The organism is Vibrio gazogenes (genome assembly GCF_023920225.1).
In the GTDB taxonomy this organism is placed as follows: domain Bacteria; phylum Pseudomonadota; class Gammaproteobacteria; order Enterobacterales; family Vibrionaceae; genus Vibrio; species Vibrio gazogenes.
This window is the reverse complement of record NZ_CP092587.1, coordinates 3,134,987-3,150,915: the sequence shown is the minus strand read 5'-3', so window position 1 is coordinate 3,150,915 and position 15,929 is coordinate 3,134,987. Positions and strand designations below refer to the sequence as shown.

The following is a 15,929-nucleotide window of genomic DNA, read 5'->3' as shown; positions in this document are numbered from 1 at the left end:
ATTACTCATCCAATTCCCAAGCTTCTGCAATACCAGCAGAGTTTGCTGATATAACATGATGTTGTTGATCAAAGGCAACATCATACACGACAGAACGTGGTGGTGGATCCACTTTTGGAGGCTCTGTTGAAAATTTAGCAAGTTGCTTGCCGCTTTGTGTATCCCAGACCGCAACATAGCCGGAAGGGGTTCCGGTAATGAGTTGCGTCCCGTCATCAGAAAATCGGACTGCAGAAAAAATGAGTTGTCTGGCAAAGCTGTGGAGGTGGGATACTTCCTGACCGGAATGTAAATCCCAAACTCTGGCTTCATTTCCGCCATCAGATGTAAATGCAAAATTTCCGTCCCTCTGCAATGCCACCCGAACAACGCGTTGTTCATGTTCAAATTTTCTCAGTATTTGGCCGGATTTTGTGTCCCATAGATAGGCCTGGTAATCATTGCCACCGGTTAGGGCAAAGCGACCATTGGGCGATAATGCTACAGAGTTAACTTTCTCGTGATGAGCAAGGAACTCCATGCGTCTTCCGCTGACTAAGTCCACGTAAATCGCTTTACCGTTGGATAGACCCATAAGAACTTGTTCGCCATCTTTTGACAGATCAATATCTCTAATGAGTCCATCCGAAATAGACCAGAGCCCTTTCGACTGTGCCCAAGCTAAGTCCCAGACCGCGAAATTATTCTGTCCGGCTGTCACGGCATAGCGATCATTGTCTGAAATTCTAATTTGGGTCACTGTGCTGTTTTGTTGATCGAGGGAGCCAAGCAGTGCGAGTCGTTTGTTTTCAGAAAGATCCCAGAGTTGGAGCTGATTTTTTTGAGAATAGGTTAGAGCGAATCTACCGTCTCGGCTCAGACCGAAAGCAGTTGCTCCTTCTGGGGTGATCTCCCATTTTTGAATAGGAGATGTGAAGAAAAAGCACCCATTTAACGCCACACTGACAATTAACATGAATAGAGAAAGGGAAAATATTCGCATCAGTCTGAATTTCCATTGAGAGTTAAAGACATTCGGATCACATCACGTTATATTCGTATAACAATGTGTTGCTCATCAATTTTAGTCAAGAAATTATGAGTAATTACAAAAGGTTTGCCCACGTATTTGGAGAATTGAATGAAATCATTGTTAAAAGTATCGTTTCTTGCTGCCGCTGTGCTACTTGCTGCAGGCTGTCAAGATGAAGGAAAACAAGAAACACAAGCTGCGACTCAGGATGCAGCTAAACCAGCAGCGGTTCAGTTTAAGTCAGATGATGAGAAAGCAGCTTATGCTATTGGTGTCTCTTTTGCGAATTATCTAAGTACAAGTCTTGAAAAACCAAAAGAGTATGGCATTACGCTGGACAAAGATCTTGTGCTGCAAGGGATTCAAAATGCATTTGCTGATAAATCAGCGATGACAGATGAAGATGCTCGTAAAGCATTGGAAGATTTTGATAAGCGACTCAATACATTGGCAACAACAAAAGCCAAAGAGAAAGCAGAAGCGAATAAAAAGGCTGGTGATGATTTCCGTGCCAAGTTTGAAAAACAAGACGGTGTGACGAAAACGAAGTCAGGTCTGCTGTATCAAGTGATCACGAAAGGAACTGGCAAGTCACCAAAAGCGACAGATACAGTTCAAGTCCACTATAAAGGGACACTGATCGATGGTACTCAGTTCGATAGTTCTTATGATCGTGGTGAACCTGCGACATTCCCACTGGATCGTGTTATTCCGGGTTGGACAGAGGGTGTTCAACTGATGAAAGTTGGCGCTAAATACAAGTTTGTCATTCCACCAGAATTGGCTTATGGCGACAGAGATACTCCATCAATTCCTGCGGATTCAACACTGGTATTTGAAGTTGAATTGTTGAAAGTTGAAAAAGCGGATGAGGTTAAGAAAACCAGTAAATAATCGGCTGTGACGGTGAAATAGTCGTTCAAGCGATTTCTATGTAATAAAAGAGACCTGATTTATCAGGTCTCTTTTTTTTATTTGTCGTCATAAATTTGTTTTAAATCAGTTGTTGATACGATAGCTTAGCGATACTTTAAAATTTTCTGATAAACTTACATTCATTTGTTGATATTTGCGAAGGCTGGAACAACGTGGCGACGACAGAGACACTCAATGCTGACATGTTACTGGAAATGGAATCTGTGCATGTAAAACCGTTTACAGAGCATGATAAAATCATTCTCCGTTCTTATGAGGCAATTGTAGATGGTCTGGCAAGCCTGATCGGTCCTTTTTGTGAAATCGTATTGCATTCACTGGAAGACTTGAATACTTCTGCTATCAGAATTGCCAATGGTGAGAATACCGGGCGCCAGGTTGGTTCTCCGATTACGGATTTAGCGTTGAAGATGCTGAAAGATATAGAAGGGTCTGAACGGAATTTTTCCCGTTCTTATTTTACCCGAGCAAAAGGTGGTGTATTAATGAAATCCATCACGATTGCTATCCGTAACGGTGAAAATCGGGTGATTGGATTACTCTGTATTAATGTCAATCTCGATGCACCATTTTCTCAGATACTACAATCATTTATGCCAAATCAAGATGCACAAGATGCGGCATCATCAGTCAATTTTGCCAGTGATGTTGAAGAGCTAGTGGATCAAACCGTCGAGCGAACCATCGAAGAAATTAATGCAGATAAATCAGTATCGAATAATACGAAGAACCGACAGATTGTGATGGCGTTATTCGATAAAGGCATCTTTGATATTAAAGATGCGATCAATCGCGTTGCTGATCGTCTGAATATCTCGAAACATACGGTGTATCTTTATATTCGTCAGCGTAAAACTGAGGATGATGAAAAATGAGTGTCCTGACTTACACGTTGGTGGTCAATGGCCCACTATACGGTACTCAGTCAGCCCGGAGTGCTTATCAGTTTGCACGCGCTTTGCTCCAGAAAGGTCATACACTGGTCAGTGTGTTTTTCTATCAGGACGGTGTGACGAATGGGACTTCATTATCAGTACCTGCCAATGATGAATTCGATCTTGCCAAAGCTTGGCAAAATTTGGCGAAAGAGCATGGTGTCAGTCTTGAAACTTGTGTCGCAGCGTCTTTGAGACGAGGGATTTTGAGTGAAAAAGAAGCGGCTCAACATTGTGTTTTTAAAGATAATCTGGCCGACGAATTTGTGCAGGCAGGTCTGGGGAGTTTGGCTGAAGCCATGTTGACACAAGATAGGGTCATACAGTTTTGAATCGTTTGATTTATGTTTTTCATCACGCACCTCACGGTCGAAGTTCGGGAAGAGAAGGGGTTGATGCGCTGTTAGCTGCCTCTGCTTATAGTGAAAATATTGCGGTCGTTTTCATGGGGGATGGCGTGTTACAACTCCTGCAGGGGCAAGAAACAGACGATATTCTCTGCAAGGATTATGCACCTATGATTAAACTACTCGATCTGTACGATATTGATCAGGTTTTTGTCTCCCAAACGGCATTATTGCAGCGGGGAGTGACGCAAGATGATTTGATCATCCCTGTGACCGTTGTGCAGGATCAAAGCATGATAGAGATTCTGCATCAGGCTGATAAAGTTTTGAGTTTTTGAGACATTTTATGCTACATGTAATTAAAACAGACGCTGCATTGAAGCGAGTTCATCCCTTTTATTCTGACCAAGATTCCATCTTATTAATCGAAGACGCGGTTTATGCTGCAAACCCGTTACATTATGCGTTTGAACTGTTGGCAGGAAAAACCGTGTTTGTTTTGGAAGCCGATGCAAAAGCCCGAGGCATTCATCACCGTATCAGTCCTTCAACAACGATAACTGACTATCTGGGGTTTGTTGAATTGACGGAACACAACCACAGTACAATGACTTGGGAATAAGATTTCCTGCCCCCCTAAAAAAAAACTGTATATTTCTTGACACATCTAGCCGCGGTGCATAGAATTTTGCGTCCCTATTTATATAGGGTATAGATTTTTCACAAAGCTTACTTTCAGTAAATCAGGAGCTAGTTAATGGCAACTATTAACCAGTTGGTTCGCAAACCTCGTGTGAAGCAAGTTGCAAAAAGCAACGTGCCAGCACTAGAAGCGTGCCCACAAAAACGTGGTGTATGTACTCGTGTGTACACTACTACACCAAAAAAACCTAACTCAGCACTTCGTAAAGTATGTCGTGTACGTTTAACTAACGGTTTTGAAGTTACTTCATATATCGGTGGTGAAGGTCACAACCTACAAGAGCACAGTGTTGTTTTGATCCGTGGTGGTCGTGTTAAAGACCTTCCGGGTGTTCGTTACCACACTGTTCGTGGCGCACTTGACTGTGCCGGTGTTAATGACCGTAAACAAGGTCGTTCTAAGTACGGTGTGAAGCGTCCTAAATCTTAATGTTTCTCTGTTGAAATAAGCGTTAAGTAAGGCCAAACACTAATTTAAATATTAATTTTTGAAGAAACTGAAAAGTTTTGGATAACCTGAAGAAGACAACGGAGAATATCCATGCCACGTCGTCGCGTAATTGGTCAGCGTAAGATCCTTCCAGATCCAAAGTTCAAGTCTGAACTGCTGGCAAAATTCGTCAACATCCTTATGGTTGACGGAAAGAAATCGGTTGCAGAAAAGATTGTTTATACTGCACTAGATACTATGGCTGAGAAATCTGGTAAAGGTCACTTAGCTGTATTTGAAGAAGCTCTTGAAAATGTTCGCCCAGCGGTTGAGGTTAAATCTCGTCGTGTGGGTGGTTCAACTTACCAAGTTCCTGTAGAAGTTCGTCCGGTTCGCCGTAACGCACTTGCTATGCGTTGGTTGGTTGAAGCTGCGCGTAAGCGTGGTGAGAAATCTATGGCTGCTCGTCTGGCTGCTGAAATGTTAGATGCTGCTGAAAACAAAGGCTCTGCGGTTAAGAAACGTGAAGACGTTCACCGTATGGCTGATGCAAACAAAGCGTTTGCTCATTACCGTTGGTAATACCTCCTGTACTGCGGGTATCCCCGCAGTACTTTTCTATTTTCTAAGGTCCACCTTAGTTAAGAGGATACAACCGTGGCTCGTAAAACTCCTATCGAGCGCTACCGTAACATCGGTATATGTGCTCATGTAGACGCAGGAAAGACAACCACTACTGAGCGTATTCTGTTCTACACCGGCCTGTCTCATAAAATTGGCGAAGTTCACGATGGTGCAGCAACCATGGACTGGATGGAGCAAGAGCAGGAACGCGGTATCACCATTACCTCTGCTGCGACGACCACATTCTGGCGTGGTATGCAGGCGCAATTCCCCGCTCATCGTATCAATATTATCGATACTCCCGGACACGTTGACTTCACCATTGAGGTTGAGCGCTCTCTCCGTGTACTTGATGGTGCAGTGGTCGTTTTTTGTGCTTCCTCCGGTGTTGAACCTCAGTCTGAGACAGTATGGCGTCAGGCGGATAAATATCATGTTCCGAGACTCGTTTTCGTGAATAAGATGGACCGTGCTGGTGCAGATTTCTTGCGTGTGGTAAATCAAATTAAAGATCGACTAGGCGCAACCCCTGTACCGATTCAATTGAATATCGGTGCAGAAGATGAATTTAAAGGTGTTATTGATCTGTTCAAGATGAAAGCAATTAACTGGACTGAAGAAGACCAGGGAATGACTTTCACTCATGAAGATATCCCCGCAGATATGCTCGAACTCGCTGAAGAATGGCGTAGCCATATGGTGGAATCCGCTGCCGAAGCGAATGAAGAGCTGATGGATAAATACCTTGAAGAGGGTGAATTAAGCGAAGAAGAGATTAAGCTCGGTTTGCGAACTCGCACTCTGAATAATGAAATTGTTCTGGCGACTTGCGGTAGTGCATTTAAGAACAAAGGGGTTCAGGCCGTACTGGATGCTGTGATTGAATTTTTGCCGTCACCGATCGATGTTCCGTCGATTAAAGGTATTGATGAGCGTGAAAATGATGTTGAGCGTCATGCGGATGACTCAGAACCTTTTTCAGCGCTTGCATTTAAGATCGCAACAGACCCATTTGTTGGTACTCTGACCTTTGTTCGGGTCTATTCCGGTGTTTTAAACTCCGGGGATGCTGTCTATAACTCGGTCAAAGAAAAGCGTGAACGAGTCGGACGTATTGTTCAGATGCATTCGAACAAGCGTGAAGAAGTCAAAGAAGTTCGTGCCGGTGATATCGCTGCTGCGATCGGCTTGAAAGATGTGACAACTGGGGACACGCTTTGCGATCAAAATCATAAGGTTATTCTGGAACGAATGGAGTTTCCTCAACCTGTGATTCAAATCGCTGTAGAACCCCGCTCTAAAGCTGATCAGGAAAAAATGGGGATTGCCCTCGGAAAATTGGCAGCTGAAGATCCATCATTCCGTGTTGAAACGGACGCTGAAACTGGCCAGACATTGATATCAGGCATGGGTGAACTTCACTTGGATATCATTGTAGATCGGATGAAGCGTGAATTTAGCGTGGATTGCAACGTGGGTAAACCTCAGGTTGCTTATCGTGAAACCATTCGTGGTCAAGCGGAAGTCGAAGGCAAGTTTGTTCGCCAGTCAGGGGGACGAGGTCAATATGGTCATGTATGGCTAAAAATTGAGCCCTCTGAACCCGGTGAAGGCTTTGTTTTTGTCGACGAAATTGTGGGTGGGACGATTCCGAAGGAATTCATTAACCCAGTCGCAAAAGGTATCGAGGAACAAATGAACAACGGTGTGCTCGCTGGTTATCCTGTCTTGGATATCAAGGCGACACTCTTTGATGGTTCATTCCACGATGTCGATTCAAGTGAGATGGCGTTTAAGATCGCTGGCTCAATGGCATTCAAGAAAGGTGCGCTTCAAGCGACTCCTGTTATTCTTGAACCGCTGATGAAAGTTGAAGTAACTACTCCGGAAGATTGGATGGGTGATGTTGTGGGTGACTTGAATCGTCGCCGCGGCCTTATCGAAGGTATGGATGATGGTCCGGCAGGGCTGAAGATTATACATGCTAAAGTCCCACTTTCTGAGATGTTTGGTTACGCAACTGATCTGCGTTCTGCGACGCAAGGCCGTGCTTCGTATTCAATGGAGTTTTCTGAGTACGCAGAAGTGCCGAAAAACATTGCTGATGCAATTGTCGCTGAGCGTGGTTAACCTTTATTTGTTGATAAAACACAAGTACTGGTTAATAACGAATCTATTGCGTTGACGAACGTTGACGCATAAAATAGCAATTTCTGGCGCACTTTAGGTGTACGTTACTTAGAGTGAATCATAACTAGGAAGGAACACGATCGTGTCTAAAGAAAAATTTGAACGTACGAAACCGCACGTAAACGTTGGTACTATCGGCCACGTTGACCACGGTAAAACAACACTAACAGCAGCAATCTGTACAGTACTTTCTAAAGTATACGGCGGATCAGCACGTGACTTTGCGTCAATCGATAACGCACCGGAAGAGCGTGAGCGCGGTATCACAATCGCGACTTCACACGTAGAGTACGATACACCGACACGTCACTACGCACACGTAGACTGCCCAGGACACGCTGACTATGTTAAAAACATGATCACAGGTGCGGCGCAGATGGATGGTGGTATCCTAGTTGTAGCAGCGACAGATGGTCCAATGCCTCAAACACGTGAGCACATCCTGCTAGGCCGTCAGGTAGGTATTCCTTACATCATCGTATTCATGAACAAATGTGACATGGTTGATGATGAAGAGCTGCTTGAGCTGGTAGAAATGGAAGTTCGTGAATTGCTTTCAGAATACGATTTCCCAGGAGACGATCTGCCAGTGATTCAGGGTTCAGCGCTGGGTGCACTGAACGGTGAAGCGCAATGGGAAGAGAAAATCATTGAGTTAGCGACAGCACTTGACGAATACATTCCAGAGCCAGAGCGTGTGATTGACCAAGCATTCTTGCTGCCAATCGAAGACGTATTCTCAATCCAGGGCCGTGGAACAGTTGTTACAGGTCGTGTAGAGCAAGGCATCATTCGAGTTGGTGACGAAGTTGAAATCGTTGGTGTAAAAGATACCACGAAGACAACATGTACAGGTGTAGAGATGTTCCGTAAGCTGCTTGACGAAGGTCGTGCGGGTGAGAACGTAGGTGTGTTGCTGCGTGGAACGAAGCGTGATGAAGTAGAACGTGGTCAAGTATTGGCGAAACCAGGTTCAATCACGCCACACACGAAGTTTGAGTCAGAAGTATACGTGTTGTCGAAAGATGAAGGTGGTCGTCATACGCCATTCTTCAAAGGGTATCGTCCACAGTTCTACTTCCGTACGACAGACGTAACAGGCAGCATCGAGCTTCCAGAAGGCGTAGAGATGGTGATGCCAGGCGATAACGTGAAAATGATTGTCGAGCTGATTGCCCCAATCGCGATGGATGAAGGTCTGCGCTTTGCGATCCGTGAAGGCGGTCGTACAGTAGGTGCTGGTGTTGTAGCAAAAATCTTTGCATAATGATTTGAGCTAACACGAGTTAAAAAAAGGGAAGCCACTGGCTTCCCTTTTTTATTGCCATCCCTCAAATCCTGCCAAAGGTGGCTAGCTCACTGTGATACGAGAGCAATACTTAATTGTAGAAATAATAACAATTATCGTTTATATTTTCATTGTGTATTGTCATATAGTATTGAGTCATTATGATCGTTTGTCTCTGTCATTCTGTTTCTGATAAAAAGTTGCGTAAGCTCATTCTTGAGGATGGCGTCAGCGATATGAAAGGAATTCGGCGCTGTACTGCATTAGGGACTCAATGCGGAAAGTGTGTCCGTCAGGCAAAGGAAATTTTGAACGAAACAGTTGCATTTCAGTATCAACAAGTGAGTTAGTTGAAACTAATTATCTGTTTTTACAGATTAAAATTTGACACTTCTCTGTTGGGTTCTAAAGTTAATAGAGCCAAAGAGGAGGTTTTGTCATGAAAGGCGATCCAATAATTATTCAACATCTGAACAAAATTCTGGCCAATGAACTGATTGCAATCAACCAGTATTTTTTACATGCACGAATGTATAAAGATTGGGGGCTTAAGCAGTTGGCGGACAAAGAGTACCATGAATCAATTGATGAGATGAAACACGCTGACCATTTGATTGAACGAATACTGTTTTTAGAAGGGCTCCCAAATATGCAGGATTTGGGAAAACTTTTGATCGGTGAAGATACCAAAGAAATGCTCGAATGTGACCTCAAATTAGAGATGGCTGCCATTCCTGATTTGAAAGAGGCAATTGCCTATGCTGAAGGTATTCGTGATTATGTTTCCAGAGATCTGTTTCTAGACATCTTAGCCGATGAAGAGGAGCACGTAGATTGGCTTGAAACCCAGCTTGGTTTGATTGAAATGACGGGTTTAGAGAACTATCTTCAGGCTCAATTTGTTGATGAAGATTAGTGTAATTGATACAAAGGACGAACAAGACGTTCGTCCTTTATTTTATGGTGCCTCCAGTCATATTTCTCTTGCTAATACTGCCTCCTTTCTGTACTATTCGACCTCTTAAATTCCTGGTCACTTATTTACCGTTCCTTGCTTCCTCTGGACGACCGGGCCAAATGTGGAAGCTGAATAATCCGTAAGGAGCAAACATGCGTCATTACGAAATCGTATTCATGGTGCACCCAGATCAAAGCGAGCAAGTTGCTGGCATGATCGAGCGTTACACTGGTTCTATCACTGAAGCCGGCGGTACTATTCACCGTCTGGAAGATTGGGGACGTCGTCAACTTGCATACCCAATTAACAAACTGCACAAAGCGCACTATGTTCTGATGAATGTAGAAGCTGAGCAGTCAGTTGTTGATGAACTGGAAACTGCTTTCCGTTTTAACGATGCAGTTCTGCGTAACATGATTATGCGTACTAAGTCTGCTGTGACTGAACCATCAATCATGCTGAAAGCTCGTGAAGAGCGTACTAAGCGTGAAGAAGTGAAATCAGAAGAAAACAACAGTGCAGACGTTGCTGAGTAATTGATTCTATGACCAATCGGATGGAACTTAGCGGTACGATTGTCAAGCATCCCATTCGAAGCCAGAGTCCGTCAGGTATCGAACATTGTCGCTTTTGGTTAGAACATCGTTCGGTTGCCGTTGAAGCGGATTTATCCAGACAGGTTTATTGTCGAATGCCCGTCGTGGTTAGTGGTCAGCGGTCACAGTCTTTCACTCACAACTTAGTACAGGGCAGCAGCATCAAGGTAAGTGGCTTTGTTACTTACCAGACCGACCGAAATGGTGTCGGAAAATTGGTGCTCCATGCTCAAGAGATTACTCAAATTTAGATCAGGAGATAGCCCATGGCTCGTTTCTTCCGTCGTCGTAAATTCTGCCGTTTTACTGCAGAAGGCGTCCAAGAGATTGATTACAAAGATGTAGCAACTCTTAAAAACTATATTACTGAAGCTGGTAAAATCGTACCAAGCCGTATCACTGGTACTAGCGCTAAATATCAGCGTCAGCTAGCTCGTGCTATTAAGCGTGCTCGCTACCTAGCTCTATTGCCATACACTGACAAACATCAGTAATCGGCACCGTTTATTAAGAAAGAGGATTAAACAATGCAAGTTATTCTACTTGATAAAATCGGTAACCTAGGTGGTCTTGGTGATACAGTCAACGTAAAATCTGGTTATGCTCGTAACTTTCTTATCCCTCAAGGTAAGGCCGTTATGGCAACTAAAGCAAACGTTGAGATGTTTGAGCACCGTCGTGCCGAATTAGAAGCTCAAGTTGCTGAGCAACTGGCTGCTGCACAATCACGCGCTGATAAAGTAAACGCTCTGGAAGCGGTTGTGATTGCCTCAAAAGCTGGTGAAGAAGGAAAACTGTTCGGTTCTATCGGTACTCGCGATATTGCTGATGCAGTGACTGCTGCTGGCGTTCAAGTGAGCAAAAGTGAAGTTCGTCTTCCTGAAGGTGCTCTACGCAACGTTGGTGAGTATGACATCAGCATTCAACTTCATTCTGAAGTGTTTGCAGACGTTAAACTACAGGTTGTTGCTGAATAATTTTCCAGCCGCTCCAGTATTGAAAAACACCAGCTTATGCTGGTGTTTTTTTATGCCCTCAAAGCATAGAAAACATTGTTTTAGCATTCAGAAATGGTAGACAACATTGATCGATGTGGCACTGTCTGCTTTTTTGAGACTATCAGGGACGCGTGAGTGATATGAACGAGAGTAATCCAGCTTCAAAGCAAGGTTTTGAGTAATATCATTGGTCAGATTGATATTGGTGGTCAGCAATGTGTTACTGTCCCCAGAGACAATGGTAACATCTCCGCCCAGCGTTACTGTTTTTGTCAGACTCCAATCGATTCTGGCATTTCCTCGGGCAATCGGTTCTCTTACCGTTTCAGGAAAAATCAGATCATCATCGTCGAGTTCATCGAGGTTAGGTCTTTGATATCGATACCCCGGACCGAGTTCAAGTTCGATAGTGAGCACATCAGTATGTGTCAATTGATAACCGTAACCTGCCGAGAAAGTATAGTCCTTAAAATAAGCGCTATATTTAGAATCAATTCCATTGAAACTACCATACACATAGCCTTTCGGACTAACTTTGTAGTCGGACTGTAACGAATAGGTCGATTTTCTCTTGTATTCACCACCATATTTATCTAGTCGGTAAAATTCCCACTTGCCTGTTGTCCGGTGCCTTCCTTCGGTGTATTCAGCCAATACATTCACATTGAGCGATTCTGTATTTGTATTACCCGTATGCCTTTGGTAGCCGAGTTCGACCTGACCCTGAAGCGGAGAAGGCGTTTCTTGCTCTGTTGATTCTTCTTCTGCATGAACAACGCTGATAATACAAAGACTGAAGGGCATCAGCCAACACCTCAACACACGAAACCTCTAAAGACTGACCATTAAGCTGCAGACAATACTAGAGTGAATGGCTCCGTCAATAGTCAGTTCTGGGTTAATTCTGCATGAGATAATTACAAATTCGATATTCTCGTTATAATGGGCACACTTTGTCGTGTTATTGAGAAAAGTCATGGTTAATCCCAAGTTTGAAAACAGAAATCGTAAGCAAACTGACGCACAAGTTGAAGGCATTAAAATGCCTCCCCATTCGATAGAAGCGGAGCAATCCGTTCTGGGAGGACTGTTGCTGGATAATGAGCGGTGGGACACCGTGGCCGAACGTGTTGTGACCAGTGATTTTTTCAGCCGACCACACCGTTTGATTTTCGATGGTATTAAATCAATTCTGGAAGGCGGCAAACCACTTGATCTGATTACACTTTCTGAGTTTCTGGAACAGCGTGAGCAACTGGATGATGTCGGTGGTTTTGCTTACCTGACCGATCTTGCTAAAAATACGCCAAGTGCTGCAAATATCAATGCCTACGCGGATATTGTTGCTGAACGGGCTTTGGTCCGTAATCTGATTGGTGTGGCCAATGAAATTGCCGATGCAGGCTATGATCCGCAGGGGCGCAGTTCAGAGGATCTGTTGGACTTTGCGGAAAGTAAAGTCTTTGCGATTGCTGAGTCTCGGACCAACGAAAATGAAGGTCCACAAAATGTCGATTCGATTTTGGAAAAGACGTTAGAGAGAATCGAAATCTTGTACAAAAGTCCTCAGGATGGTGTCACTGGGGTCAATACCGGCTTTACTGATTTGAATAAGAAAACGGCTGGATTGCAGTCTTCAGACTTAATCATTGTTGCTGCTCGTCCATCGATGGGGAAAACGACGTTTGCGATGAACTTGTGTGAAAACGCAGCGATGGAGCAAGACAAACCGGTGCTGATATTTTCTTTGGAGATGCCTTCTGAGCAGATCATGATGAGGATGCTGGCATCGCTATCTCGTGTCGATCAAACCAAAATACGAACCGGTAATCTGGATGATGAGGATTGGGCCAGAATTTCTTCCACCATGGGGATTCTCATGGAGAAGAAGAATATGTTCATTGATGACAGCTCGGGGCTGACACCCACAGAACTTCGCTCACGTGCACGTCGGGTTGCCCGAGAGCATGGTGGTTTATCATTAATCATGGTGGACTACCTGCAATTAATGCGGGTTCCGGCACTGTCCGATAACCGGACTCTGGAAATAGCAGAAATTTCGCGCTCCCTGAAGGCGTTGGCGAAAGAGTTAAATGTACCAGTGGTTGCCCTTTCTCAGTTAAACCGTTCTCTGGAGCAGCGGGCGGACAAACGACCCGTTAACTCGGATCTGAGGGAATCAGGGTCTATCGAGCAGGATGCCGATTTGATTATGTTTATTTACCGTGATGAAGTCTACCATCCGGATAGTGCGATGAAAGGGACCGCTGAAATTATACTCGGTAAGCAGCGGAACGGTCCGATTGGTTCGGTGCGCTTAACGTTCCAAGGGCAATACTCCCGTTTTGATAACTACGCAGGACCGGCATTTGATTTTGATGATGAGTGATCGTTTCACTCATCAGGCTTGTTATTCGTAGTAAGCTAGTTGTTCGTATCAAACCTGTCGTTAAAATAAAGTCAGCGGTTACTCTCCTGAAATGGTTGCAACGATCCGTCGTTGCCCGCCATGATTCCGGTGTTCCCCCAAATAGATGCCCTGCCAGATTCCCATGGCCAGTTTCCCTTGAGTAATCGGAATCGATAGGCTTGCCCCAAGCATAGATGATTTAATATGAGCAGGCATATCGTCATCACCTTCGTAGGTATGTTGATAGTAGGGCGATTTTTCCGGGACGCTGCGATTAAAGTGAGCCTCCATATCAAGACGAACCGTCGGGTCCGCGTTTTCATTTATACTTAAACTGGCTGATGTATGCTGAATAAATAAATGGAGCAGTCCGATGGAAACCGATTGAATTTGAGGGAGTTGTTCGACAACTTCATCTGTGATCAGGTGAAATCCGCGTTGTTTCTCCTGAAGATAGATGATGGTTTGTGACCACATTGTAAGCACCTATTAGAACGATTGTTAATTTCACTCGTGTCTGTATAGTGGAGGCTTTCTAGTTACCGTACAATCACTTTTTGTACCAATGGAAATAAAAATTGACTCGTTTGATTTGAGCTAAAACATAATTTCGCTCTGAAAATTAAGTATAATCAGCGAATCGGATGCAAATCAGGATATGGCTGTGAACTTGTTCGATGTATTGGTACATCAGCTGCAATTGATTTGCTTTTTTTGTCTCTGGAATTCTGTAACGATCACTCATGCTGCTCGGCAGAATAGGACCTATTAAATTCGGGATAGATACCATGCTAAAAAATATCAACCCAACAGAAACACAGGCTTGGAAAGCACTGTCTGCTCATTTTGAATCGATGAAAGGTGTTGACTTAAAAACACTTTTTAGTCAAGACAGTCAGCGTTTTGAAACGTTTTCTCGACGTTTTGGCGATGATATTCTGGTCGATTATTCTAAAAACCTCATCAATGAAGAGACACTGAAACTCTTGTTGGCTCTGGCAGAAGAAACTGACCTGAAAAGCGCAATTGAAGCCATGTTCAGTGGTGAAAAAATTAACCGGACAGAAGATCGGTCTGTTTTGCATGTGGCGCTGCGGAATCGTTCTAATACACCGATTTATTCTGATGGTGAAGACGTGATGCCAGCGGTAAATGCTGTACTGGAGAAAATGAAGGATTTCTCTGAACGGATCATTTCTGGTAAATGGAAAGGGTATACCGGCAAAGCGATCACTGACGTTGTCAATATCGGTATCGGTGGTTCAGACTTAGGGCCATATATGGTGACGGAAGCTCTGAAGCCTTATAAAAATCACCTCAACATGCATTTTGTTTCCAATGTTGATGGGACACATATTGCTGAAGTGCTCAAGCAGGTTAATCCAGAAACAACATTATTCCTCGTTGCATCCAAAACATTTACCACGCAGGAAACAATGACCAATGCCCATACTGCGCGCGATTGGTTTCTTGCCGAAGCAAAAGATGAATCTCAAGTCGCAAAACATTTTGCAGCGCTTTCAACCAATGCTGAAGCGGTTTCTGCTTTTGGTATTGATACCGATAATATGTTTGAATTCTGGAGCTGGGTTGGTGGCCGTTATTCGTTGTGGTCTGCAATCGGTCTATCAATCATTTTGGGTATTGGTTTTGATAATTTTGTCGAATTGCTCTCCGGTGCTCATGAGGTTGATCAGGCGTTCGCTTCGACCCCATTTGAAGAAAATATCCCAGTATTGTTGGCTTTGATTGGCATTTGGTATAACAACTTCTATGGTGCGGAATCAGAAGCGATCCTGCCTTATGATCAATACATGCATCGGTTTGCGGCTTATTTCCAGCAAGGAAATATGGAATCGAATGGTAAGTATGTTGATCGTAATGGTCAGCCGGTTGATTATCAAACAGGGCCGATCATCTGGGGTGAACCGGGTACTAATGGTCAACATGCCTTCTATCAGCTGATTCACCAAGGCACAAAAATGATTCCTTGTGATTTCATTGCGCCGGCGGTTTCACATAATCCGACATCGGATCATCATCCGAAACTGTTGTCCAACTTCTTTGCACAGACAGAAGCTTTAGCGTTTGGTAAAACCAAAGAGCAAGTAGAAGCTGAGTTTATTGCTGCCGGTAAAACAGCAGAGGAAGTTGCTGAACTTGTGCCGTTTAAAGTGTTTGAAGGGAACCGTCCGACCAACTCAATTTTGGTCAAGCAAATTACACCGCGGGTGCTTGGACAGTTGATTGCGATCTATGAACATAAAATCTTTACACAGGGAGCAATCTGGAACATTTTCACTTTTGATCAGTGGGGCGTTGAGCTGGGTAAACAGTTGGCAAATGCGATTTTGCCTGAGCTGGAAAGTGATGAGCAAGTGACATCTCATGACAGTTCAACCAACGGACTGATTAATGCGTATAAAGCACTACGTTAAAACTGAACATTGAGTGTAACGCAAAAAACAAACAGGGGATGGTAATACCATCTCCTGTTTTTACA

Annotated in this window: 20 protein-coding genes; 17 read left to right on the top strand and 3 right to left on the bottom strand. The window is 43.9% G+C overall.

Annotated elements, in window-relative coordinates:
* Position 1 precedes the first annotated feature (1 nt).
* Positions 2-982 carry a WD40 repeat domain-containing protein gene (locus MKS89_RS13965; RefSeq protein WP_072963341.1) on the bottom strand — a complete coding sequence of 327 codons (981 nt, stop codon included), beginning with the start codon at positions 980-982 and terminating at the stop codon, positions 2-4.
* Between the two features lie 138 nt (positions 983-1,120).
* Between MKS89_RS13965 and fkpA the strand changes: the two genes are divergently transcribed.
* From fkpA to rplI, 15 genes are all read left to right on the top strand, one after another.
* A complete protein-coding gene (gene fkpA, locus MKS89_RS13960; RefSeq protein ID WP_072963339.1) occupies positions 1,121-1,906 on the top strand; it encodes an FKBP-type peptidyl-prolyl cis-trans isomerase in 786 nt (261 codons plus the stop codon).
* A 194-nt stretch (positions 1,907-2,100) separates the two neighbouring features.
* Positions 2,101-2,823, top strand: a complete 723-nt coding sequence (locus MKS89_RS13955; protein WP_072963337.1) for a helix-turn-helix transcriptional regulator — start codon at positions 2,101-2,103, stop codon at positions 2,821-2,823.
* Positions 2,820-3,215, top strand: coding sequence for a sulfurtransferase complex subunit TusD (gene tusD, locus MKS89_RS13950; RefSeq protein WP_072963334.1), 396 nt, complete (start codon positions 2,820-2,822; stop codon positions 3,213-3,215). The genes MKS89_RS13955 and tusD overlap by 4 nt, the downstream gene beginning before the upstream one ends.
* Positions 3,212-3,568 (top strand): sulfurtransferase complex subunit TusC, encoded by a 357-nt coding sequence (tusC, locus tag MKS89_RS13945; RefSeq protein WP_072963331.1) that lies wholly within the window; start codon positions 3,212-3,214, stop codon positions 3,566-3,568. Before tusD ends, tusC begins: the two co-directional genes overlap by 4 nt.
* Before the next feature lie 8 nt (positions 3,569-3,576).
* On the top strand, positions 3,577-3,852 hold the full coding sequence (tusB, locus tag MKS89_RS13940) for a sulfurtransferase complex subunit TusB (RefSeq protein ID WP_072963329.1): 276 nt from the start codon (positions 3,577-3,579) through the stop codon (positions 3,850-3,852).
* 135 nt (positions 3,853-3,987) lie between these two features.
* On the top strand, positions 3,988-4,362 hold the full coding sequence (gene rpsL / locus MKS89_RS13935) for a 30S ribosomal protein S12 (RefSeq protein WP_038181303.1): 375 nt from the start codon (positions 3,988-3,990) through the stop codon (positions 4,360-4,362).
* A 111-nt stretch (positions 4,363-4,473) separates the two neighbouring features.
* The gene (gene rpsG / locus MKS89_RS13930) at positions 4,474-4,944 is read left to right on the top strand and encodes a 30S ribosomal protein S7 (RefSeq protein ID WP_072963327.1); all 471 of its coding nucleotides are present in this window, start codon (positions 4,474-4,476) and stop codon (positions 4,942-4,944) included.
* Positions 4,945-5,019: 75 nt separating this feature from the next.
* A complete protein-coding gene (gene fusA, locus MKS89_RS13925) occupies positions 5,020-7,116 on the top strand; it encodes an elongation factor G (RefSeq protein WP_072963324.1) in 2,097 nt (698 codons plus the stop codon).
* Positions 7,117-7,258: 142 nt separating this feature from the next.
* On the top strand, positions 7,259-8,443 hold the full coding sequence (gene tuf, locus MKS89_RS13920; protein WP_252518335.1) for an elongation factor Tu: 1,185 nt from the start codon (positions 7,259-7,261) through the stop codon (positions 8,441-8,443).
* 182 nt (positions 8,444-8,625) lie between these two features.
* Positions 8,626-8,814 (top strand): (2Fe-2S)-binding protein, encoded by a 189-nt coding sequence (locus MKS89_RS13915; RefSeq protein ID WP_072963712.1) that lies wholly within the window; start codon positions 8,626-8,628, stop codon positions 8,812-8,814.
* Between the two features lie 89 nt (positions 8,815-8,903).
* Complete coding sequence (bfr, locus tag MKS89_RS13910; RefSeq protein WP_072963715.1) at positions 8,904-9,380, top strand: bacterioferritin; 477 nt, start codon at positions 8,904-8,906, stop codon at positions 9,378-9,380.
* A 194-nt stretch (positions 9,381-9,574) separates the two neighbouring features.
* The gene (rpsF, locus tag MKS89_RS13905) at positions 9,575-9,958 is read left to right on the top strand and encodes a 30S ribosomal protein S6 (RefSeq protein WP_072963718.1); all 384 of its coding nucleotides are present in this window, start codon (positions 9,575-9,577) and stop codon (positions 9,956-9,958) included.
* Positions 9,959-9,966: 8 nt separating this feature from the next.
* Complete coding sequence (gene priB / locus MKS89_RS13900) at positions 9,967-10,269, top strand: primosomal replication protein N (protein ID WP_072963721.1); 303 nt, start codon at positions 9,967-9,969, stop codon at positions 10,267-10,269.
* 15 nt (positions 10,270-10,284) lie between these two features.
* Positions 10,285-10,512: a 30S ribosomal protein S18 gene (gene rpsR / locus MKS89_RS13895; protein ID WP_000090471.1), complete on the top strand. Its 228-nt coding sequence runs from the start codon at positions 10,285-10,287 to the stop codon at positions 10,510-10,512.
* 33 nt (positions 10,513-10,545) lie between these two features.
* On the top strand, positions 10,546-10,995 hold the full coding sequence (rplI, locus tag MKS89_RS13890) for a 50S ribosomal protein L9 (RefSeq protein WP_072963724.1): 450 nt from the start codon (positions 10,546-10,548) through the stop codon (positions 10,993-10,995).
* Positions 10,996-11,082: 87 nt separating this feature from the next.
* Here the strand turns inward: rplI and MKS89_RS13885 are convergent, their stop codons facing one another.
* Positions 11,083-11,820 (bottom strand): DUF481 domain-containing protein, encoded by a 738-nt coding sequence (locus tag MKS89_RS13885; protein WP_072963727.1) that lies wholly within the window; start codon positions 11,818-11,820, stop codon positions 11,083-11,085.
* Between the two features lie 172 nt (positions 11,821-11,992).
* On the opposite strand from MKS89_RS13885, the gene MKS89_RS13880 reads away from it, so the two are divergent.
* Positions 11,993-13,405 (top strand): replicative DNA helicase, encoded by a 1,413-nt coding sequence (locus MKS89_RS13880; protein WP_072963730.1) that lies wholly within the window; start codon positions 11,993-11,995, stop codon positions 13,403-13,405.
* A 78-nt stretch (positions 13,406-13,483) separates the two neighbouring features.
* Here the strand turns inward: MKS89_RS13880 and MKS89_RS13875 are convergent, their stop codons facing one another.
* On the bottom strand, positions 13,484-13,903 hold the full coding sequence (locus tag MKS89_RS13875) for a secondary thiamine-phosphate synthase enzyme YjbQ (protein WP_072963732.1): 420 nt from the start codon (positions 13,901-13,903) through the stop codon (positions 13,484-13,486).
* 311 nt (positions 13,904-14,214) lie between these two features.
* Between MKS89_RS13875 and pgi the strand changes: the two genes are divergently transcribed.
* The gene (gene pgi, locus MKS89_RS13870; protein WP_072963734.1) at positions 14,215-15,864 is read left to right on the top strand and encodes a glucose-6-phosphate isomerase; all 1,650 of its coding nucleotides are present in this window, start codon (positions 14,215-14,217) and stop codon (positions 15,862-15,864) included.
* The last annotated feature ends 65 nt before the right edge of the window (positions 15,865-15,929 follow it).